This is a genomic window from Streptomyces sp. NPDC002619 (assembly GCF_042889305.1).
GTDB lineage: Bacteria > Actinomycetota > Actinomycetes > Streptomycetales > Streptomycetaceae > Streptomyces.
In genome coordinates this window covers 21175-43121 of the sequence record NZ_JBIAQV010000053.1, presented here as the reverse complement: position 1 = coordinate 43121, position 21947 = coordinate 21175, and the positions used below count along the sequence as shown (strand labels likewise).

At 70.2% G+C, this 21947-nt stretch carries 18 protein-coding genes and 1 pseudogene; 5 read left to right on the top strand and 14 right to left on the bottom strand.

Annotated features, from left to right (window positions below):
• Positions 1-1095 precede the first annotated feature (1095 nt).
• Positions 1096-1545: a MarR family winged helix-turn-helix transcriptional regulator gene (locus tag ACFYXB_RS39695; RefSeq protein WP_389589878.1), complete on the bottom strand. Its 450-nt coding sequence runs from the start codon at positions 1543-1545 to the stop codon at positions 1096-1098.
• Positions 1546-1685: 140 nt separating this feature from the next.
• On the opposite strand from ACFYXB_RS39695, the gene ACFYXB_RS39690 reads away from it, so the two are divergent.
• On the top strand, positions 1686-3779 hold the full coding sequence (locus ACFYXB_RS39690; RefSeq protein ID WP_389589877.1) for an MFS transporter: 2094 nt from the start codon (positions 1686-1688) through the stop codon (positions 3777-3779).
• A 277-nt stretch (positions 3780-4056) separates the two neighbouring features.
• Here ACFYXB_RS39690 and ACFYXB_RS39685 read toward each other — a convergent pair whose 3' ends face one another.
• Both ACFYXB_RS39685 and ACFYXB_RS39680 read right to left on the bottom strand, forming a co-directional pair.
• Positions 4057-4995 (bottom strand): SDR family NAD(P)-dependent oxidoreductase, encoded by a 939-nt coding sequence (locus ACFYXB_RS39685; RefSeq protein WP_389589875.1) that lies wholly within the window; start codon positions 4993-4995, stop codon positions 4057-4059.
• A gap of 99 nt (positions 4996-5094) precedes the next feature.
• On the bottom strand, positions 5095-5982 hold the full coding sequence (locus tag ACFYXB_RS39680) for a helix-turn-helix domain-containing protein (RefSeq protein ID WP_389589874.1): 888 nt from the start codon (positions 5980-5982) through the stop codon (positions 5095-5097).
• A 133-nt stretch (positions 5983-6115) separates the two neighbouring features.
• Between ACFYXB_RS39680 and ACFYXB_RS39675 the strand changes: the two genes are divergently transcribed.
• The 4 genes from ACFYXB_RS39675 to ACFYXB_RS39660 all read left to right on the top strand — a co-directional run bounded on the left by ACFYXB_RS39675 (position 6116) and on the right by ACFYXB_RS39660 (position 10451).
• Positions 6116-7039 carry an SDR family NAD(P)-dependent oxidoreductase gene (locus ACFYXB_RS39675; protein WP_389589872.1) on the top strand — a complete coding sequence of 308 codons (924 nt, stop codon included), beginning with the start codon at positions 6116-6118 and terminating at the stop codon, positions 7037-7039.
• Positions 7009-7551 carry an NAD(P)-binding domain-containing protein gene (locus ACFYXB_RS39670; protein WP_389589870.1) on the top strand — a complete coding sequence of 181 codons (543 nt, stop codon included), beginning with the start codon at positions 7009-7011 and terminating at the stop codon, positions 7549-7551. The genes ACFYXB_RS39675 and ACFYXB_RS39670 overlap by 31 nt, the downstream gene beginning before the upstream one ends.
• A complete protein-coding gene (locus tag ACFYXB_RS39665) occupies positions 7470-9329 on the top strand; it encodes an ABC transporter ATP-binding protein (RefSeq protein WP_389589869.1) in 1860 nt (619 codons plus the stop codon). Before ACFYXB_RS39670 ends, ACFYXB_RS39665 begins: the two co-directional genes overlap by 82 nt.
• A gap of 159 nt (positions 9330-9488) precedes the next feature.
• Positions 9489-10451 (top strand): LysR family transcriptional regulator, encoded by a 963-nt coding sequence (locus ACFYXB_RS39660; RefSeq protein WP_389589867.1) that lies wholly within the window; start codon positions 9489-9491, stop codon positions 10449-10451.
• Here ACFYXB_RS39660 and ACFYXB_RS39655 read toward each other — a convergent pair.
• The 11 genes and pseudogenes from ACFYXB_RS39655 to ACFYXB_RS39605 all read right to left on the bottom strand — a co-directional run bounded on the left by ACFYXB_RS39655 (position 10448) and on the right by ACFYXB_RS39605 (position 21946).
• Complete coding sequence (locus tag ACFYXB_RS39655) at positions 10448-11719, bottom strand: VWA domain-containing protein (protein ID WP_389589866.1); 1272 nt, start codon at positions 11717-11719, stop codon at positions 10448-10450. The two genes, ACFYXB_RS39660 and ACFYXB_RS39655, sit on opposite strands and share 4 nt — an antisense overlap.
• Before the next feature lie 15 nt (positions 11720-11734).
• Positions 11735-12445 carry an SRPBCC family protein gene (locus tag ACFYXB_RS39650; protein ID WP_389589865.1) on the bottom strand — a complete coding sequence of 237 codons (711 nt, stop codon included), beginning with the start codon at positions 12443-12445 and terminating at the stop codon, positions 11735-11737.
• A gap of 3 nt (positions 12446-12448) precedes the next feature.
• Complete coding sequence (locus ACFYXB_RS39645; protein ID WP_389589864.1) at positions 12449-13342, bottom strand: AAA family ATPase; 894 nt, start codon at positions 13340-13342, stop codon at positions 12449-12451.
• Positions 13343-13345: 3 nt separating this feature from the next.
• On the bottom strand, positions 13346-14227 hold the full coding sequence (locus tag ACFYXB_RS39640) for an XdhC family protein (RefSeq protein WP_389589863.1): 882 nt from the start codon (positions 14225-14227) through the stop codon (positions 13346-13348).
• Positions 14228-14270: 43 nt separating this feature from the next.
• Complete coding sequence (locus ACFYXB_RS39635) at positions 14271-16667, bottom strand: aerobic carbon-monoxide dehydrogenase large subunit (protein WP_389589862.1); 2397 nt, start codon at positions 16665-16667, stop codon at positions 14271-14273.
• On the bottom strand, positions 16664-17206 hold the full coding sequence (locus ACFYXB_RS39630) for a (2Fe-2S)-binding protein (protein WP_388501762.1): 543 nt from the start codon (positions 17204-17206) through the stop codon (positions 16664-16666). The genes ACFYXB_RS39635 and ACFYXB_RS39630 overlap by 4 nt, the downstream gene beginning before the upstream one ends.
• Entirely contained in the window at positions 17203-18084 is an 882-nt protein-coding gene (locus ACFYXB_RS39625; protein WP_389589861.1) for an FAD binding domain-containing protein, read from the bottom strand. The genes ACFYXB_RS39630 and ACFYXB_RS39625 overlap by 4 nt, the downstream gene beginning before the upstream one ends.
• A gap of 308 nt (positions 18085-18392) precedes the next feature.
• Positions 18393-18515, bottom strand: a pseudogene (locus ACFYXB_RS39620) (peroxidase); the annotation flags it as partial.
• Positions 18516-18756: 241 nt separating this feature from the next.
• A complete protein-coding gene (locus ACFYXB_RS39615) occupies positions 18757-19911 on the bottom strand; it encodes a lectin (RefSeq protein ID WP_389589860.1) in 1155 nt (384 codons plus the stop codon).
• 325 nt (positions 19912-20236) lie between these two features.
• Complete coding sequence (locus tag ACFYXB_RS39610; RefSeq protein WP_389589859.1) at positions 20237-20773, bottom strand: NUDIX hydrolase family protein; 537 nt, start codon at positions 20771-20773, stop codon at positions 20237-20239.
• Between the two features lie 33 nt (positions 20774-20806).
• On the bottom strand, positions 20807-21946 hold the full coding sequence (locus ACFYXB_RS39605; protein WP_389589857.1) for an amidohydrolase family protein: 1140 nt from the start codon (positions 21944-21946) through the stop codon (positions 20807-20809).
• Position 21947: the final 1 nt, after the last annotated feature.

The following is a 21947-nucleotide window of genomic DNA, read 5'->3' as shown; positions in this document are numbered from 1 at the left end:
AAAAGGCCAGGTCCGTCAGCCCACCCGCAAGACCACGGCGAAGGTCATCACCTTGCACCCGGCAGTACTTCACTGACTCAAGCAACGGCATTGGCGCAGGAGTCGGCGGTGCCAGGACAGGCGGGGGTCGGGGGTGACCAGACGGTGGCGACGCAACCTGCTCGGCAGGTATCGGGCCAAGGCGGCGAGCGAAGCGCGGTCCGGACATGTCAGATGCGGCCGGACCCTGAGCTGGCGACGTAGCACCGCGACCTCGTGGCGCAGCGTGAGGAGCTCAATGTCCTTGGACTCCTCCGACAGCGACACCAGCTGTAGCAGTCCGAATGTAGATCAGGTAGAGCACGCGCAACGCCATGCAGTTTGAGCATGCCATGATCACCTGGAACTGCAAAGAGCCTTATTAGAGGCTACGCGTCAGTTTTGGCACCCTACAGGCCGCAGAGCCGATGAAGGCCATGACGTGCCTACGGGGTGCGACTGCGCTTGCCGCAACCACATCCTCCTCGGCGGCCTGCCACCAACGCCTGGTCCTGCGTCTGGGCAAAAAGGCCCTGGTCGCCCTCGAACACTCGCTCCTGGTTGCGGTCCGGCACATCCTCACCCACCACGTGCCTACCAGGACCTGGGCGGGGACTACTGCGACAAGCTCGACCCCGACCGGGTCAAGCGCCGCGCCATAGCCCAACTGCACCGCCTCGCCTACCAGGTGGAGCTGACCCTGGTCGCCTAGATCCTTGTCCGGTCGGTCATGTGATGCGATGAAAGGAGCGGGGTGATGGGACAGATGCGGAGTGGGAGCGGCTGCGGCCGTTCCTGCCGCTGGGCAATGGTCGATGCGGCAAGTGGCGGGATCACCAACAGATTCCAGGACGTGCCTGCCGACTACGACACCGAGCGTGGTGGCGCAGCGTGGAAGACAGTGAAGATCGACCGGACAGGCTCCAAAAACCGACCCCGCCCACACTCCGGTCAAGAGACCAGCCTGACCACGTCACGGCAGTCGGGCCAGTGCCTCACACGCCCGTTCGTATCAACGTACTTCTATTTTGAAGTCGGCACTCCGCCGACTAGCCGGGGCTGCAAGGCCCCCGGCGGTCAGTACTCGGCGTCGGCGATCCTGTTCATGATCGCGGCCGCTTGCAGCAGCACCTGCTGCTCACCCGGCTGTAGGAGGCGCCGCAGTGCGCCGGCGAGCCACGCTTCCCGCGCCGCCGGGATCGTCGCCATCAACTCGCGCCCCTGGTCGGAGGCGCTGATCAGCGTTTTGCGCCCGTCGCTCGGGTCCTGCTCGGACATGATCAGGCCCTGGGCGCGCAATGCGGAGATTGTCTCCGCCATCGACTGCCGGCGCACGTGCTCGGCCTGCGCGAGCGCGCTTGTCGTCGTCGGCCCCAGCTCGACGATGCGGCCCAGGGTGGTCAGCTGTGACCACGTCCACGGCATCTCGTCCGGCGCGCTCTCGCTGCGCAGCCGTGCCCGCAGCCGCATCATTGCCTTCGTCAGCTCGGCCGCGGTCTCGTTCACCAGGTCTTCTTCGGCGCCCATGGGCCGACGGTAGCAGATAGGCAGGCAACCTGCTATATTACTTGTCAGGTAGCCTGCCTATCTGCATGCGGCACAGGAGCCCGGGCCCGGCGAGCGGGCTCGCCGCACCGATCCACTCGAGTACCAAAGGGGGTTTCGTCATGGGTTGGACCAGCCGCGCTGGTACTCGAGCCGACGCGCGCATTCCGGATGGCGGCGTCCGGGCCCGCACCGGCGCGCACACGCCGGGTGCGGAGCCGTGGCGTCGGCGGCCTTTCGGTCCGCGGTTCGTCGCGCCGCTGCTCATGGGCGCGACACTCAATCCCGTCAACAGCTCGGTGATCGCTACCGCCTTGGTCGCCATCGCCGCCTCCGTGGGTGTGAGCGTCAGCCAGACCGCGATCCTGATCTCCTGCCTGTACCTGACCAGCGCAATCGCCCAGCCGACCGCGGGACGCCTGTCCGAGGAGTTCGGCCCACGCCGGGTGTTCCTCGTCGGAATCGGCGTCGTCTTCCTGGGCGGCATGCTGGGCGGCGTCGCGACCGACTTGCGGATGCTGGTCGTCGCGCGCGTCCTGATCGGACTGGGCACCTCCGCCGGCTACCCGGCCGCGATGCTGCTGATCCGCCGGCGCGCCACGGCGATCGGGCTCAACGTGCCTCCCGGTAAGGTGCTCGGCAGCCTGGCCATCGCTGGCGCCGTCACCGTGGCGGTCGGCCCGGCGATCGGCGGCCTGCTCGTCGGCTGGTTCGGCTGGCGCGCCGCATTCCTGGTCAACGTGCCCTTCACGATCCTCACCTTCGCGATGGCGCTGGCCTGGATCGCCAAGGACCCTGATGTCATCAGGGGCCGCGCGCCGCGCGAGGTCCTCGCACGCATCGACGCGCCCGGCATCGTGGGCTTCGGAGCCGCGATGACGTCGCTGCTCGTTTTCCTGCTCTCACTGCCCGACCCGCGGTGGGCGGCGCTCGGCCTCACCGTCGTGTTCGCCGCCGCACTCGTCCGATGGGAGCTGCGCGCGACGAACCCGTTCCTCGACGTGCGGCTGCTCGCCTCGAACGGCGCGCTGACCCGCACCTACCTGCGGAGCGGGCTGAGCCTGCTGGGCGTCTACACCATGCTCTACGGGCTGACCCAGTGGCTTGAGGCCGCACACGGACTGTCCGCCTACGCCGCCGGGCTCGCACTGCTCCCGATGGGCCTGCTCTCGGCGGTCGCGGCCCGGCTCGTCGCGAACCACGTCAATGTCCGCAGGCCGCTGATCGTGGCGGCGGTGCTGCTCGTGCTCGGCTCGACAGCGGCGCTGTTCCTGACCAGCTCCACACCGGTGATCGCCGTCATCGGCGTCACTGCGGTGTTCGGCATCATGTCGGGCATCAGCAACCTGTCCAACCAGACCGCCCTGTACCGTGAAGCGCCCCCCGAGAAGCTCGGCACCGCCTCCGGCCTGCTGCGCACCTTCGGCTACGTCGGCTCGATCGCCTCGGCGACGATCACCGGCATCGCATTCCGCTCCCACGTGAGCGACTCGGGTCTGCACCACGTCTCGCTCATCCTCATCGCCATCGGCGCCGTCGTGCTGCTGATGACCGTGTTCGACCGGCGCCTGAAGCCGGCGTCGGACGAAATCCCTTCACCTCATAAGGAGAACAGCCCCATGTCCGTGTCCAGCGCCGCCCCGACCATCGTCCCGTCCCGGACCGCACTGCTGCTGATGGACTATCAGGGCGCCGTCCTGGACGCCATTCCCGACGCCGAGCCGGTACTCGACCACGCGCGGCAGGCGCTGGGCTGGGCACGGGACAACGAGGTCCAGGTCGTGTACGTGCGCGTCGCCTTCACCCCGGAGGACTTTGCCCAGGTTCCCGCGCACAACAAGGCCTTCGCGGCGGTCGCCGAGAACAGGTTCCTGCTCGACGGCACTCCGGAGACCGAACTGCACGGCTCGCTCGACGTGCGCGATGACGACATCGTCGTGCGCAAGACCCGGTTCGGCGCCTTCAGCAGCACCGACCTCTACGGCGACCTGCATGCCAAGGGCGTCGACACACTCGTCGTCGCCGGCATATCGACCTCAGGCGTCGTACTCTCCACCCTGCGCGACGCGGCTGACCAGGACTACCGCCTGTTCGTCCTCGCCGACGCCACCTCCGACCCGGACCCCGAGGTCCACCGCGTACTGATCGACAAGGTCTTCCCGCACCAGGCCGACATCCTCGACACCGGTGACCTCAAGGCGCTCAGCGCCGCCTGACGCCAGCAGGGATCGGCATCGCCCTCGGCGAATACCGGGAACCGGACCCCGCCAACGTTCCAGGTCACGCTGAGGGGCTACGACCGCCAGCAGGTTGACGCGCGAATCGCGGATCTTCTCCAGGGCGGAGGCGCCAGCGCGTAACCCCGCTCGTCATCAGGCACTGCCACCATGCCCTGTCGGCCTGCCCGCCCCCAGTTCAACCAGCAGGATCACGAACTACCGCTGGAGTAGCGCAGCCGATCAGCGGTAACCCCGTGGCCCTCGGCCTTGGGCCTTAGCCGCTGATGGCGTGCGCCGAGACATCCCATAGGCGCTGTGCCGCCTCGGGGTCGAGGGCGTAGTCGGCGACGCCGACATGCTCCGGGCCGCCGTCATAGGGCAGGGCCTGGTTACAGTCCTCGAAATAACGCCCACCAATACTTTTGAGTAGGGGCGATGTGGCCACGAAGACAGACGTCGCGGCACCTTGCTCCGGGGTCTTGAACACAGCTGTCGGGTCCGTGCGGAAGCGCTCGGTCACACCCTCGGGCAGGTACCGGACCAGATTGGTCCAGATCCCGCCAGGGTGCAGCGCGTTCGCGGTGATCCCGTCGTCGGCCCAGCGCCGGGTCGCATCGACGGCGAATAGCACGTTGGCGGTCTTGGACTGCCCGTATGCAAGCCACGGGTCGTATTCGCGCTCGATGAAGTTGATGTCGTCGAACACGACTGGCGAGTACAGGTGGCCGCTGGAGCTGACCGAGACGATCCGGGCGCCGTCCGCGGCCGCCAGGGCGTCGTGGAGGAGGTTGGTGAGGGCGAAATGGCCGAGGTGGTTGGTGGCGAACTGCGCCTCCCAGCCGGATGCGGTGCGTGTCAGTGGCGCCGCCATGATGCCGGCGTTGTTGATCAGGGCATGCGCGGGAGTCTTGCCCCACTCGGTTGCGAAGCGTCGCACCGAGGAAAGGTCTGTGAGGTCGAGTTGCGTGACCGTTACCCGCGGGGAGTCCAGGCTGGCGTTGATGTCGTCGGCGACGCTGCGACCGGTCTCCGGGTTGCGGACGGCGATCACGACGGCGGCGCCGGCCGTGGCCAGAGCGCGTGCGGTCTCGATCCCGAGGCCGGAGGATCCACCGGTGACGATCATCTGCTTGCCGTGGAGGTCGATCCCGTCGACGACCTCCGCTGCCGTCGAGGTTGCGTTGAACGAACTGGTAGCGCGGTCTTGCGTCATGTGGCTCTTCCTGTAGACACGAGGGCTTATATCGGCATAAATGTTCTGTTGCAGAGGCGTGCCGCCTTCCCTGACCGGTCGCGGATTACCGGGGGCATGTCAGGGCATGGTGTGTCCAGGCGTTCGGGTTTGGTCGGTTGCGGACCGTGTACCGCTGACATGGTCAGGGGCGTTCATGCTGGCGAGCAGGCGCAGGCGTTCTTCGGAGGCGCTGCCCGGCTGTGCGTGGTAGGTGATCAGCGTTTGCCTATCAGTGCCCGGGACCAGCAGCTTTTCGTAGCGCAGTTCCAGAGGGCCGACTTGGGGGTGCTGGAAGAAGCTGGTGCCCGTGGTCTTGTGCTTGACGTCCTGCCGGGCCCAGAGCGTGCGGAAGCGCTCGCTGCGCAGGGAGAGCTCCCCGACGATCTCGACGAGGCGGGGATCTTCGATGTCCGCGCCGACGACCGAACGCAGGTACGGGACGACCCGGGCGGTCATGTCCTCCCAGTCCCGATGGAGTTCCCGCATCTCCGGCTCGAGGAACGCGGCCAGAATGCCGTTGTGCCCGGGCGCGTTGAATGGTGAGAGCGCGACGGCGAGGCTGTTGGCGGCCAGGACGTCCATGTATGTGCCGTGGACGTACGCCGGGGTGAGTGGCCAGGAGTCGATGAGCGTGCGGATGCCGTCGCTGGCCTTCTCAGGCTTGTGGGGCCGCTTGCGCCGCGGGCTCTTGCGCGTGGCGATTTTCAGCAGGTAGCTCGTCGCCTCCTCGTCCAGTTGCAGGGCGCGGGCGATGCTGCGCAGGACCTGCTCCGAGGGGTTCCTGTCGCGGCCCTGCTCCAAGCGGTTGTAGTAGTCGGAGCTGATCCCCGCGAGGAAGGCGACCTCCTCGCGGCGCAGTCCTGGGACGCGCCGGTTGCCCCGGTCCCTGGCTTCGTCGGCCTGGACCAGTTCTCTGCGGGCGCGCAGGTATCGGCCCAGCGCGTTGGCGTCTCCGGTGGCCGTCATGGTGCCAGCCTACGAGTGCGTTCCGGGCTGGTGGGTGGCCCTGTCAGTCCCAGTCTCAACCCGTCCTGGTACGGCCCGCGGCCTTCGGCACACGATGGTTGCGCACGATCGAACGACCGGAGGAATGTGTCAGATGTCCCAGCTCTTCACGACCACGTTCGGCCGCGACAGCACCGCCTCAGAGGTGATCGAAGGCGTGGACCTGTCAGGCAGGCGGGTGATCGTCACGGGGGCCAACTCGGGCATCGGCGTCGAGACGGCCCGCGCTCTGGCGGCCGGCGGCGCCGAGGTCACGCTCGCCGTCCGCCGTCCGGAAGCCGGCCAGCAGGTCGCGGCTGACCTGCGCAAGGCCACCGGGAACGATGCGATCCATGTCGCCCGCCTGGACGTGGCCGACCTGGAGTCGGTGCGGGCGTTCACTGCGGCCTGGCAGGGTCCGCTGCACGTCCTGATCAACAACGCCGGCATCATGATGCCGCCGGAACTCGAGCGGGGCATCAGCGGCCACGAGCGGCAGTTCGCCACCAACTACCTGGGGCACTTCGCCCTGGCCCTGGGTCTGCACCGCGCCCTCGCCCATGGCGACGGCGCGCGCCTGGTCTCAGTCTCCTCCAGCGGCCATCTCTTCTCCCCAGTCGTCTTCGGCGACATCGATTTCCGCTTCCGCCCGTACGACGCGCTCAGCGCCTACGGACAGTCCAAGACCGCCGACATCCTCCTGGCCGTCGAGGCGCAGCGCCGCTGGTCCGGCGACGGCATCACGGCCAACGCCCTGCACCCCGGAGCGATCGCCACCAATCTCCAGCGGCACACCGGAGGTCTGCGGACTCCCGAGCCCTACCGGAAGACGATCGAGCAGGGAGCCGCGACCACCGTGTTCCTCGCCGCTTCCCCGCTGGTCGACGGTGTCGGCGGCCGCTACTTCGAGGACGTCAACGAGGCTCCGGTCGTCCACGCCCGGCCCACCGAATTCGGCGTCCCCGGCGTGGCCCCCTATGCGCTGGACGGGCAGAACGCCGAACGCCTGTGGGAACTGGCGAGCGACATCGTCCGCTGATAGCCCGCTGGACGGCAGGAAGCCCCGTCTCTAGTTCGCACCCGGACCGGCGAAAAAGCAGTGAAAAAGTAGCGAAAGAACGACGAAAGAACATCGCAACGACAGCGACGATAAGCAGGGTCGGTTTCATCGGTCTCGGTGACCAGGGCGGCCCCATGGCAGAAGCCATCGGAGAACACGGCTTCGAACTGCACGTGTGGGCTCGGCGTTCCTCCTCCCTGGCGGCGGTGGAGAGGGTCCCACACACTGTTCACGGCACGGTGCAAAGGGTCTTCGCAGGTGAAAGCCTGTGGGGCCCTTTTTGCGTGGGCCGGAAAACACTTGGACTCCGTCGGCGTCGGCGCGGGAGACTTCCACTCCTGACCTTCCGTGACCTGCCGTATGCGCACGGCTACTCATGGTCATCGCCGTACGACGACACAGGACTGCCATGGAACTCTCCGAATCGCGCGGAACCGCGCCCGGCAAGGGCCCGGTGCTGCTCGCACTTCGCTACTACGGACGGGAGTTAGCCCGGCTCCGATGGCTGACGGTACCCGCGATGGCGCTGCCCGCACTGGGCAACATCGGCATCGCCTACGTCGCGCCGCTGGTCGTGGCCAAGCTCGTCGGCCGCATCGCCGACGACCGCCGGATCGCCTTCGGCTCGACGCTGCCGTACGTCCTCGCCTTCGCCGGAGCCCTGCTGCTCGCGGAGACGCTGTGGCGCATCGGGCTGCACTGCATGAACCGGCTCGATGCCCTCGGAATCGAACAGCTGTACGTGATCGGCATGGACGAGCTGTTCGCCAAGGACGCCGCGTTCTTCCACGACAACTTCGCCGGATCGCTGACGAAGCGGGTGCTGAGCTTCGCCTCCCGTTTCGAGGAGTTCGTCGACACGCTGACGTTCAACATCGTGGGCAGCCTCGTGCCGCTGGTGTTCGGGTCGGTGGTGCTGTGGCGCTACGAACCGCTGCTCGTCGTCGGGCTCCTGGCGATGATCGCCCTGACCGCGCTGTGCGTGGCACCCCTCATCCGGCGCCGGCAGTCACTCGTCGACCAGCGCGAGGCGGCGATCGCCCGGGTGTCGGGCCATGTCGCCGACAGCCTGATGAACATGGACACGGTCCGGGCGTTCGCCGCCGAGGAACGGGAGGCCGCCGAACACCGCTCCCGCGTCGCCGAGTCGCGGCGGCTCACGCTGAGGTCGTGGGACTACGGCAATCTGCGCATCGACACCCTGGTGGCGCCGATGTCCGTGCTGACCAACGGCTTCGGCCTGCTGCTCGCCGTCACGCTCGGCGGGGGCAGACACGGGGTGGAGGCGGTCGTGGTCGCCTTCACTTACTACTCCAACGCGACCCGGATCATGTTCGAGTTCAACCAGATCTACCGCCGCCTGGAGAGCTCGATGACGGAGGCCGCGCAGTTCACCGAGCTGCTGCTGAAGCCGCCGACCGTGCTCGACCCGGCGTCGCCGGAGCCGCTGCTGCCCGGGGCCGCAGACGTCCGCTTCGAGAAGGTGACCTTCGCCCACAGGGGCGCGGAGCCGCTCTTCGAGGGCCTTGACCTGGCCGTGCCCGGCGGGGCGAAGATCGGTCTGGTCGGCCGCTCCGGCGGGGGCAAGACGACGCTCACCCGGCTGCTGCTGCGGATGACGGACATCGACTCGGGCCGGATCCTGATCAGCGGTCAGGACATCAGCAGGCTGCGCCAGGCCGACCTGCGCAGTCTGATGGCGTACGTGCCGCAGGACCCGGCGATGTTCCACCGCACGTTGCGGGACAACATCGCGTTCGCCCGGCCGGAGGCCACCGACGCCGAGATCCGCCGGGCGGCCGAGGCGGCGCACGTCACCGAGTTCGCCGACGCGCTGCCGGACGGCTTCGACACGATGGTGGGCGAGCGCGGGGTCAAGCTGTCCGGCGGACAGCGCCAGCGGGTCGCTCTCGCCCGGGCGATCCTGCGCGACGCGCCGATCCTGCTGCTCGACGAGGCGACCAGCGCCCTGGACTCGGAGAGCGAGGTCCTCGTCCAGGAGGCGCTGTGGCGGCTCATGGAGGGGCGGACGGCGCTCGTGGTGGCACACCGGCTGAGCACGGTCGCCGGGATGGACCGGCTCGTGGTCCTCGACCGCGGCCGGATCGTCGAGCAGGGCACGCATCAGGAGCTGCTGACCCTGGACGGCGCCTACGCGAAGCTGTGGCAGCACCAGTCGGGCGGGTTCCTGGACGACAGCCCCGTCACCGACAGCCCCGTCACCGACAGTCGCGTCGACGACAGCACCGAGCGGGCCGAACTGCGGTGAACGCGAGCACGCCGTGACCCCGCCCTCCTGAGCACCCTCCGGAGGGCGGGCCAGGCCTGTGCGTCTCGTCGTAACCATGGCTCCGAATGGATCTGTGCGCTAGCTTGAGACGCAGGTCACAGGTGAATGGGCATCCGTGGTGAGCGCGGGAGGTGGGCGTTGACCCCGGCACAGCTGCGGGCGTTCTCGGCGACCGTCCGCCTCGGCTCGGTCAAGGCCGCGGCTGCCGATCTGGCCGTGACCGAGGCCGCCGTCTCGATGCACATCGCGCATCTGCGCAAGGAACTCGGCGACAAGCTCTTCACCCGTACGGCCCACGGGCTCGCCTTCACCCCCGGCGGGCTGCGGCTCGCCAGCCGCGCGGCCGAGATGCTGGGGCTGCAGGACCAGACCGTCCTCGAAGTACAGCAGGCCGGGTCCGGGCGCCGGCTGCTGCGCGTCGCCGCGTCGAGCCTGTTCGCCGAGTACGCAGCGCCCGGGCTCATCGAGCTGTTCGCCGGGCGCGCCGACGATCTGGACGTCGAGCTGAGCGTGCACGATCCGCAGCGCTTCGGACTCCTGCTCCGCGAGCGGGCCGTCGACGTGGCCATCGGCCCTCGGCCCGCCACCGTCGACGACACGATGATGTGCACCCACTTCCTGAACTACCAGGTCATCGCGGTCGTGGGCGCCGACCATCCGCTCGCTTCCGCGTCCGGCGGCGCCGGGGTCGCGGAGCTGCGCGAACAGACCTGGCTGCTCGGGCCCTCGGCGGTGGGGCGGGTGGGCATGGTGCCGTCCGTACTGCGCCGGATCGGTGTGCCCGAGCACAACCAGCGCATCTTCCAGAGCCACGCCGCCGCCGTCGACGAGGCCAAGCACGGCAAGGGCGTGGCACTCGCGGTGGCGTTCGCCATCGCGAAGGACCTCGCAGGCGGCGACCTCCACCAGGTGAACGGGCCCCAACTGCCCGCCCGCGGCTCCTGGAACCTCCTCGCCCTCGGCGACCGCGAGGCACCGCCCGCCGCCGCCGAACTACGCCGCTTCGTCACCACCCCCCGCGCCACCCAGGCCATGCTCCGCGGAGCGGGCGTCACGGCGGGCCGCTTCCGCCCGGCCATCCACGTGACGCTCTGGAGCTAACCGGAGGCGGGGGCTGGTCGGCGGAGAGCGGGGCGGCGCCGCGCCGTACGGCTTTTGTCGCCCGCCAGGCGGGCGATCTCGCCCGGTACCCGGAGCAGCGTCGCGAAGGTGTCGGCCGGCAGGAGCAGGTCGACGTGGGGGAGTGCCGCCGTCATCGTCGTCGTGCGTGGGGCGAAGCCCGGAGCGCTCGCGCGCGGATTGAGCCAGATCACCGTGTGGGCGCGGCGGCGCAGGCGGGACATGGCCGCAGCGAGGCGTTCCGGGGGGTCGCCGTCCCAGCCGTCCGAGGCGATCAGGACGATCGCGCCGCGCAGCGTGCCGCCGTGGTGCGAGGCGAGCAGCGCCTCCAGACAGTGCGCGATACGGGTGCCGCCGAACCGGTCGACGACCCGCTGCGTCGCCTCCTCGAAGGCGGTCTCGGCCGAGCGGTGCGCCAGCACCGTGGTGAGCCGGGTGAGTGACGTCGCGAATGCGAAGACCTCGGCGTGCGTGGTCAGCGCGAGCGCCCGCATCAGATGCAGATACGCCACGGCCTGCGCCTGCATGGACCGGCTCACGTCGCACAGCACGACGACCCGCCGCGGCCGGTCCACGGGCCCGGTACGCACCAGCCGCACCGGTTCCCAGCCGGTACGCCGGGCCCGCGCCACCGTCTCGCGGATCGCCACCCGGTGACCGCCCGGCCGTACCGCGTACCGCCGGGATCGGCGCGTCGGCCACTGCGTCAGCGCCGTCTCCAGCCACCGGCCGAGCAGCTCGGCCTCTTGCTCACCGAGCTGCTCGAACGGTGTGTCCACGGCACCGGCCAGATCGGTCGGCAGCCGCTGCGGCACGGTCAGTACGTACTCCTCGCCGTGCTCGGCGGCCGCGACCACCGGCGGCAGCGTCACCCAGGGCAGGCCCGGACCGTCGACCGGATCGCCGGACGCCCCGGCGGGCAGCGGCGCATGGGCGTCGTCCCGGGCCGGGGACGGCGTGCCGTGGCCGTCGCGGCGCGCGTTCGGGTCCACCGACAGCAGGGCCTCACCGAAGACGGCATCGAAGACCTCGTCGAAGCGGGCCAGCTGCGGCTGGTCACGTACGAGGGTGACGCGTGCCGTCCAGTACAGCGCCGTCCGCGTGGCCGGCGGGGAGACGGCCAGCGCGGACACGAAGTCCTGCGCGGCGGTCAGGCCCACGGGCACGCCCCGACGCCTGAGCCGGTCGGCGAGGGCCACGGCGAACGCGGCCCGGTCGACGGCGGGCAGGAAGGGGGCGGTCGGGCTCATCGCACGGGCTCCGGATCAGCGCACCAGCAAATAGATCACCACGCCGACGACGACGGCCCCGACGGCCACCGGGATCAGCCGCTTGTAGACCGACGTCCCGGCCAGCCGCATCAGGTCCAGCGGCTCGCCCTGCTCGGCGGGCTCCGGCTGCCGGGCCGCCTGCGCCGATGCGGACTCCGATGCCGTCTCGGCCTCGGCCGACCGTACCGCCGCCTCCGGCTCGACCGCCACGGCCGGCACGGTCGCCGGCACCGGGTCCGGCACTGTCGTCTCCGGCTCCGCCGGAGCCAGCAGCTGCTTCTCCACGTTCGCGACGAACTGCGCGAACAGCTTCTCCGAGATCTCCTTGATCATCCCGCTGCCGAACTGGGCCAGCTTCCCGCTGATGTTGAGATCGGTACTGACGGTCACGACCGTGCCCGCCCCCTCCGGCCGAAGCAGCGCGTGGATCGTCGCCGACGCGTTGCCCTGCCCCCGGGTGTCCTTGCCCGCCGCGCTGATCACAGCGCTGTGAGCGGCCTCGTCCTTCTCCGTGAACCGGGCCGTGCCCTGGAACTGACTGATCACCGGCCCGACCTTGACCCGGACCTTGCCGCGATAGATGTCACCGTCGACGCCGGTCAGCTGGGCGCCGGGCATGCACGGGGCCAGGCCCTCCAGATCGGTGAGCGCCTCCCACGCCCGCTCGACGGGGACATCGACATCGAACTCGTTGTCGATCTTCATGACTTACGGTCTCCTCGCTTCTTCGGGGTAGCCGAGTTCTCCGAGGGCCCCGGTGATGGCCGTGCGGTCGTCGGGGCTCTTGGCGACCGCGCTCAGGGTGGTGACGACATCGCGGCGGGCCAGCCGGGACACGCGCAGCGCGGCGAGTGCGGAGACCCAGTCGATCGCCTCCGCCATGCCCGGCGCCTTGTCCAGGTCCAGCGCGCGGACCCGGCCGATGAACTCCGTGGCGGACGCGATCAGCGGTTCGTTCGCGGCCGGCACCGAACGGCGCAGGATCTCCGCCGCGCGCTCGGGGGTGGGGAAGTCGATCCAGTGGTAGAGGCAGCGGCGGCGCAGCGCGTCGTGCAGTTCGCGGCTGCGGTTGGAGGTGAGGACCACGACCGGCGGCCGTACGGCGGCGAAGGTCCCCAGCTCCGGAATGGTGATAGCCCACTCGCCGAGGAACTCGAAGAGCAGCGCCTCGAACTCGTCGTCGGCCCGGTCGATCTCGTCGATCAGCAGGACCGGCGGCTGCGGCCCCTGATGCCGTACGGCCCGCAGCAGGGGCCGGTCGAGGAGGAAGTCCTCGGTGAACAGGTCGGCGTCGGCGAGGTGTTCGCCGTGCGCCTCGGTGAGCCGTACGGCGAGCAGTTGGCGCTGGTAGTTCCACTCGTACAGCGCCTCCCCGGCCGTCAGGCCCTCGTAGCACTGCAACCGGATCAGCGGGGTGTCCAGAGCCTCGGAGAGCGCCTTGGCCGCGCTGGTCTTGCCGACACCCGGCTCGCCCTCCAGGAGCAGCGGCCGGTCGAGGACCGTGGCCAGGTAGAGGGCGGTCGCGGTGCCCTCGTCGACCAGGTGGCCCACCTCGGCGAGTCGCTGCCGTACGTCCTCGGCGTCCGTGAACAGTTCGCTCACCCTCTACCCCACCAGCCCCGCCGCACAGCGGTCCCGGCAGCCGGTCCCGCAGAACCAGAACTCCTCGTCCCCGGCGGTCAGATGAGGAGTGTCCGCGCCCACGGTCACCGTCATCCCGCACACCGGGTCGACGGCCTCGGCCGGCCGGTCGGCCAGCGGTGAGGGCTGGTTCGCCGACCGTACGGCCTCGACGACCTCCGCCAGGATCGACAGCGCGATCTCCGGCGCCGTGCGCGCGCCGATGTCCAGTCCCGCCGGGGTGTGGATCCGGGCCCGCTCCTGCTCGGTGAGGCCGAGTTCGTCGAGGAGGGCAGAACCCCGGCGGCGGCTGGCCACCAACGCGATGTGTGGCACGCCCGCGTCGAGCGCGGCGCGCAGCGACTCCGCGTCGCCCCGGCCCTGCCCGGCCACGATCACCGCGCCCGTGTGCTCGGCGGGCGGTCCGTCGGGCAGGGAGCGCGCCGTGGCGTAGCCGAGGACGTCGGCCAGGGCGACGAACGCCTCGGCGATCGGGGTGTGCCCGACGACCTCGATCAGGGGCGGCGGCAGCACGGGCTCCAGGAAGATCTCCAACGCCCCTCCGGACAGGCAGGGGTTGACGACGACCCGCGCGCCCGGTGTGTCCGGGAACGCGGCCGCACCCTGCGGCAGCACCCGCAGCAGCAGCGGGCCGCCGCCGTGCAGGGCGCCCAGGGCCGCCGTACGCACCGAACCCTCGGCGCACACGCCGCCGACGAACCCGTCGATCGTGCCGTCGCCGTACACGATCGCCTCGTCGCCCGGGTGCGCGGACGCGGGCGCCTGGGCGCGCACCACGCGCGCGTGCACGAACGGCACGCGCCGCTCGGCCAGTTCGAGCGCACGCGCGCTCACCGTCTTGGGCACCCTGCCACCTCTTCCGACCTCCTCGAACTCATCGACAACTGCCTCAGATCGGCGGCACCGGCCGACCTTGCATCGCCTCCCACACCCGCGAGGGCGTCAGCGGCATGTCCGCGTGCCGGATGCCGAACGGGGCGAGCGCGTCGACCACCGCGTTGACGATCGCGGGCGGTGAGCCGACCGTCGCCGACTCGCCCACGCCCTTGGCGCCGATCGGGTGGTGCGGCGAGGGCGTGACCGTGAACCCGGTCTCCCAGTCGGGGACTTCGAGGGCGGTCGGGATGAGGTAGTCCATCAGCGAACCGCTCAGACAGTTGCCGTCCTCGTCGAAGGCGATCATCTCCATCAGCGCCATGCCGACGCCGTCGGTGAGCCCGCCGTGCACCTGACCCTCGATGATCATCGGGTTGATGCGGGTGCCGCAGTCGTCGACCGCGACGAACCGCCGTACCGTCACCTTCGCGGTGCCCGGGTCGATGTCGACCACGCAGATGTACGCGCCGTGCGGATAGGTCAGGTTCTCCGGGTTGTAGCAGATCTGCGCCTCCAGACCGCCCTCGACGCCCTCGGGCAGATCGCCGGCGCCGTGCGCGCGCATCGCGATGTCCTGGATCGTCACCGACGCCTTCGGGTCGCCCGCGACCCGGAAGGAACCCTTCTCCCACTCCAGGTCGGCGACGGACACCTCCAGCATCCCGGAGGCGATCAGCCTCGCCTTGTCGCGCACCTTGCGGGCGACCAGCGCCGCCGCCGCACCCGAGACGGGTGTCGACCGGCTGCCGTAGGTGCCGAGCCCGAACGGCGTCTGGTCGGTGTCGCCGTGCACCACCTCGATGTCCTGCGGCGGGATGCCCAGTTCCTCGGCGACGATCTGCGCGAACGTCGTCTCGTGGCCCTGCCCCTGGGTCTGCACCGACAGCCGGACGACCGCCTTGCCGGTGGGATGCACCCGCAGTTCGCAGCCGTCGGCCATGCCCAGGCCGAGGATGTCCATGTCCTTGCGGGGGCCCGCGCCGACCGCCTCAGTGAAGAACGACACGCCGATGCCCATGAGTTCGCCCCGGGCCCGCTTCTCGGCCTGCTCGGCGCGCAGCGCGTCGTAGCCCGCGAGCTGCTTGGCCAGCTCCATGGTCGGGGCGTAGTTGCCGGAGTCGTACACCCAGCCGGTCTTGGTGCGGTACGGGAACTGCTCGGGCCGGATGAAGTTCTTCATCCGCAGCTCGACCGGATCCATGCCCAGCTCGTACGCCAGGCAGTTGACGATCCGCTCGACCAGGTACACCGCCTCGGTGATGCGGAACGAGCAGGCGTACGCAACCCCGCCGGGCGCCTTGTTGGTGTAGACGGCCGTCATCTTGCAGTAGGCGGCCTCCAGGTCGTAACTCCCGGTGAAGACACCGAAGAAGCCCGCCGGGTACTTCACCGGCGCCGCCGTGCCGTTGAACGCCCCGTGGTCGGCCAGCACGTTGGTGCGGATGGCGAGGATCTTCCCGTCGCGGGTCGCCGCGATCTCGCCGCGCATGACGTAGTCGCGGGCGAAGCCGGTGCTGATCAGGTTCTCCGCGCGGTCCTCCATCCACTTCACCGGCTTGCCGGTGAGCAGCGAGCCGACGATCGCGCACACATAACCCGGGTAGATCGGCACCTTGTTGCCGAAGCCGCCGCCGATGTCGGGGGAGACGACCCGGATCTTGTGCTCGGGCAGCCCGGCGACGATCGCGTACAGGGTGCGGTGGGCGTGCGGGGCCTGGGTGGTGGACCACAGGGTGAGCTTGCCGTCGACCGCGTCGTAGTCGGCGACCGCGCCGCATGTCTCCATGGGCGCCGGGTGCACCCGCGGGTAGACGATGTCCTCGCTGACCACGACGTCCGCGCGGGCGAAGACGGCGTCGGTCTCGGCCGCGTCCCCGGTCTCCCAGTCGAAGCAGTGGTTGTCCGACTTGCCCTCCAGGTCGTCGCGGATGACGGGCGCGTCGAGGGAGAGGGCGGTGCGTACGTCGATCACCGGGTCCAGCGGCTCGTACTCGATGTCGATCAACTCCAGTGCGTCGCGCGCCGAGTAGCGGTCCTCGGCGACGACGAACGCGACCTCCTGGCCCTGGAAGCGGACCTTGTCGGTGGCCAGTACGGCCTGTACGTCGTTGGAGAGGGTCGGCATCCAGGCCAGGCCCTTCTCGGCGAGCATGGCACCGGTCACGACGAGGCGGACCTTGGGATGGGCCTCGGCCAGGGTGGTGTCGACGGACAGGATGCGGGCGTGGGCGAGCGGGGAGCGCAGGATCGCCAGGTGCAGCATGCCGGGCAGTTGGAGGTCGTCGACGTAGCGGCCCTTGCCGCGGACGAAGCGCGGGTCCTCCTTGCGGAGCATCCGGCCGTGGCCGGTCGGCTTCTGGTCGTTGTCGACGAAGGCGGTGCGGTGGCCGTTCGAGGCGACGGTGGTCATGACGCGCTCCCCGAGGTGGACGCCGTGGCGGGCACGTCGGCGGACTCGGCGGCCGGCTCCGTCGTACGGGTTCCGGCCTCCTCCGCCGCCGCCCAGCGGACCGAGCGGACGATGGTGGCGTAGCCGGTGCAGCGGCAGATCTGTCCCGAGATCGCCTCGCGGATCTCTTCGTCCGAGGGGTCCGGGTTGGCGTCGAGCAGGGCGCGCGCGGTCATCATCATGCCCGGGGTGCAGAATCCGCACTGCAGCCCGTGGCACTCCATGAACCCGCGCTGGATCGGGTCGAGTTGGCCGTTCTGCTCCAGGCCCTCGACGGTGCGCACCTCATGGCCGCCCGCCATCGCGGCCAGCACCGTACAGGACTTGACCGGTTCGCCGTCCAGCCACACCACGCACGTACCGCAGTTGCTGGTGTCGCATCCCCAGTGGGTGCCCGTCAGCTGAAGGTGGTCGCGCAGGAAGTGCACCAGCAGCAGCCGCCCCTCGATCTCCCGGGTGACCTCTTCGCCGTTGACGGTCATGGTGACCTGCACGATCACACCTCCTGTCCGTTGATCCGGGCCACGGCCCGGCGCAGCACGCGCACGGTCAGCTCGCGCGCCAGATGGCGTTTGTACTCGGCGCTGCCGCGCCGGTCGGTGACCGGGGAGCAGGCCTCGGCCGCGATGTCACCGGCCCGCGCCCACAGCTCCTCGGCGGGCCGCTGTCCGCGCAGCGCGTCCGCGATCCCCGGAATGCCTGCCGTATTCGGGCCTACGGCCGCGAGCCCCACCCGGGCGTCCGCGATCAGACCGGCCTCGTCCAGCCAGACCGCCGCGCCCGCCGACACGACCGCCCAGTCGCCGGCCCGCCGCTCGACCTTCTCGTACGCGCTCGACCCGCGCGGCCGGACCGGGAAGCGGACCTCGGTGAGGATCTCCGCGTCGCCGACGGCCGTCTCGTACGGGCCCTGGTGGAAGTCCTCCATCGACACCACCCGCTCGCCGTCCATCCCGTGGATCACGCAGGACGCGTCGAGCGTCGTGCACACCGCCGACAGGTCCTCGGACGGGTCCGCCTGGCACAGGGAGCCGCCCAGAGTGCCCCGGTTGCGGACGACGGGGTCGGCGATGACACGCTCCGCGTCCCGGAAGATCGGGAAGGCAGCGGCCAGCTCGTCGGACTCCAGCAGTTCGCGGTGCCGTGTCATCGCGCCGATGCGGATCAGGCTGGGCTCGACGCGGATGTAGCCCAGCTCGTCGTGGAGCTCATTGATGTCGATCAGGTACTCGAAGTTGGCCAGCCTGAGCTTCATCATCGGGATGAGGCTGTGCCCGCCGGCCACCAGACGTGCGGTGTCGCCGAGACGGTCGAGGAGCGTGACCGCCTCGTCCACCGTGCTCACCCGCTGGTACTCGAACGGAGCGGGAACCTGCATTGCCGCAATCCCCCTGTCTCGCCCGGCGCGCGGCCGGGCGCCTCGGGCGCCGTGTCCGGCTTCATTGGGCGCCCGGCGGCGAGGGGTGTCAACGGCTGGTTAACCGATCGCTTAACTCGCTCGCCGCGATCGCCCGGCCGACTTGAGCGAAGGCTTAAGCAGCCGTTGACAGGCGGCGGACGGCGTTCGCGCGCACCCTCGAGGAGACGGCCGTCGCCATCATGGCCGAGACCATCGCCCTGCGCTGGGGCGGCGCGGGGCGGCGCCTCGTCGAGACGACACCCCTGCCGATCCACCACTGACGGTGCTCAGGACTTGGCCGGACCGGGAAGCTCGTCCAGGAAATCCGCCGAGGGCACGAAGAACAGCGTTCCGGTCACGGCCGTGGAGAAGTCCAGGATCCGGTCGTGCCGTGCCTCGCCCGCGCCCAGGGCCGTTGCAGTCGTAGAGCTGGACGGCGGTGCCGTCGGCCGAGTTCGCCCCGGCCACGTTTAGGCACTTCCCAGCCGGACCGGTGATGGTGCCGGTCGCGGCCTGGGCCGGGGCGGCGGTCAGGAGACCGACGGAGAGGGACAGGGCCGCCAGGGCGAGCGTGCCGCACAACGCGGCAGTGAGCGTGGGGGGTTGCCCGAGCATGGTCGGGCGCTCACTGCCTTTCGGGTGCGGTCGGGATCAGCAGTAGAGGTTGCCGCCGGGGCTGACGCCGAGGATGGCCGTGAAGCGCTGGTAGGCGTCGACGCGGCTCTGCACCTGCGCGGGGTTCCTGCCGTCGCACTCCAGGGAGCCGTTGATGGAGCGGATCGTCTGCCCGAAGCCCGCGCCGTTGACCATGGCGTTGTGCGGGGTCATCGTGCCGGGGCCGGACTGCGTGTTCCAGTACCACAAGCCCGTCTTCCAAGCGACGGAGCTGTCGTTCTGCACCAGCCAGGGGTTGTTGAGCAGATCGATGCCGAGGGCGTCACCGGCGGCCTTGTAGTTGAAGTTCCAGCTGAGCTGGATCGGACCGCGCCCGTAGTATGCCGCCTGACCGGCCGGGCAGCCGTAAGGCTGGTTCCAGTCGCAGTACGTCGGGTAGTTGGCGGTGTTCTGCTCCACCACGTAGACCAGCCCGCCGGTCTCGTGGTTGACGTTGGCGAGGAAGGCCGCCGCCTCCTGCTTCTTCACCGTGTCGCTGCCCGTGTTCGCGAAGCCCGGGTACGCGCTCAGCGCCGCGGTGAGCCCGCTGTAGGTGTAGAAGGAGTTCCGGTTCGGGAACATCTGGTTGAACTGGGCCTCGGTGACGACGAATCCGGACGGGGTGCCGCCCCCGCCGCCCGACGCCGGCGCGGTCCACTTCTGGTTGGCGCCACCGGTGCAGGTCCAGATCTGCAGGCGCGTGCCGTTGGCGCTGTTGTTGTCGCGCACGTCCAGGCACTTGTTCGCGGTCGGGTTGACGATGTCGTGCGCGGCGGTGACCACCCACTGCTGGTTGGCGCCACCGGTGCAGTCCCAGAGCTGGACGGCGGCACCATCGGCGGTGCTCCGATCGACGACGTCGAGACACTTGCCGAGTGCGCGCAGGGTGCCGTCACCGGAGTTGGACCAGCGCTGGGCATTGGTGCCGTTGCAGTCGTAGAGCTGTACGGCCGTGCCGTTGGCGCTGTTGGCACCGGCCACGTCGACGCACTTGCCGGCGAGTCCGGTGATCTGACCGTCGGCCGCCGACGCGGGCGTCGTCACGAACAGCGTGGCCAGGACGGCCGTGAGGAGAGCGCCGACCAGGACCCGGGCGCGGGCGAGACGGCTGGGGCGGGCGGAACGGGCGGGTCTGGGACGGGTGGTGGACATCGAGGACGTCACTCCTTGGGCAGGGTCTGAAGGTGGGGAGGCTTCGTCGGTGCAGGTGACATCGTTGTCGGGACGGCAGGAGTGAGCGCTGGTACGGCACGACGAACGGTGGTCGAAGCTCGACGGAGCGGCGCCGGGTACGCTTCCTGTCATCTCAGGTCTAGACCATCGCAGGTGAAATGGCGGGCCGTCAACGGCCTTGCATGGCACGGAGGTTGATGTCCGAAAAACGCTCCGCCGGCCGGCCGCGGACACCTGCCGGTGGGCACAACGGAGAACCCGGCCGCGGACTACCGCGGCCGGGTTCCCGATCCCACTCGCTACCTCAGGCCACGTGCCCCATGTGTGCCAGCGCCTGCTTCAGCAGCGCCCCGTGACCGCCCGGCATCTCGCCCTGCACCGCCGCCGACCAGGCCTCCCGCGGGGTGAACCACACCAGGTCCAGCGCGTCCTGCCGGGGACGGCAGTCGCCGGTCACCGGCACGATGTAGGCCAGGGACACCGCGTGCTGGCGCGGGTCGTGGTACGGCGTGACGCCCGCAGTGGGGAAGTACTCGGCGACCGTGAACGGCTGCAGGGAGGCCGGGATGCGGGGCAGCGCCATCGGACCGAGATCCTTCTCCAGATGGCGCAGCAGCGCGTCGCGCACCCGCTCGTGGTGCAGAACGCGCCCGGAGACGAGGTTCCGGCTGACCGTACCGTCCGGTCCGATGCGCAGCAGCAGGCCGATGCTGGTGACTTCGCCGCTGTCGTCGACGCGCACGGGCACGGCCTCGACGTACAGGATCGGCACGCGAGCGCGCGCCATCTCCAGCTCGTCGGGAGTCAGCCAGCCGGGCGTGGTTTCGGTCAAGTCAGACATTGCTTGATCATACTTTCCGGGTGTCGTGCACGCTCAGTCGCGGGCGGAGTCGGATGCGGGCAGTCCGTAGAGGCGGTGGGCGTTGTCGCGGCCCGTCCAGGCGGCGATCCGCAGGGCGTCGGACAGGCTCAGCTCGTCGGCGTCCACCCGGTCCTGGAGCAGCGCGGCCAGCCCCTGCCGGAAGCACAGCGCGCCGAGGTGATGGAATTCGGCCAGCCCGTACGCGTCCGAGCTGTAGAGCAGTTTGCGGAACGGGGTGATCTCCAGCGCCTCCTCCAGGACGGCCCGGGAGCGGGCCGGTCCGGTGTGGTGCAGGGCCAGTCCGACATCGAGGTACACCTGCTCGAACACCGTGGCCAGATAGGCGGCTTGGCGCTGGTACGGCCAGCAGTGCAGCAGCAGGACGGGAACGGTGCCGCGGGTGAGGTGCAGCCAGTCCGTGAGCAGGGCGGGGTCGGCCCGGTGCAGCCGGATGTCGTCGTCGCCGAAGCCGGTGTGGAGCTGCAGCGGCAGCCCGAGGCCGACGGCGGTCCACAGCAGGTGCCGTACGAGGACCGGGTCCGTCAGCCGGCCACCCCGCGCGAGCCAGCGCCGCGCCGCTTCCGTGACCTCCGCGTCTGTCGGCCGGGCGGGGTCCAGGTCGAAGCCCGTGCGGTAGGCGGCCACCGACTTCACGGCCACCACGCCCGGCCGCCGCACCGCATCGTGCGCCGCCGCGTCGAACACGCGCGCGTAGTCGTCCGGCTCGACGCCCTGCGCGGCCACCGCCTCGGCCACGCCCTCCAGCCGTACGACCTCGTACGCCGTCGCGCCCGCCGCCCGCGCCAACTCGTCCGGGGAGGTGAGCGGCCGCGTGGTGTACCCCGTGTCGACGCAGAACACCCCTACCCGCGCGGCCGACAGGAAGCGCCGGTTGACTTCGCGCGGGCCGAGGGCTGTGCGCCGGGCCACGTAGTCGGCGGCGGGTGCGTGCCGGGGGAGGTCCAGGAGCGGTGCGCAGTGGCGTCGTACGGCCACGCCGACCGGGCTGTCGAAGGGGGAGACGCCGGGCCAGGCCTCGCCCTCCGTGAGGAGGGACTCGAACTCACGCTCCGTCAGGTCGTCGGTGGCGGCGCCGTGGCAGTGGTGGTCCACGAGCGGCAGGGCGTCGAGTGCCTCCCGGACCGGGCCCATC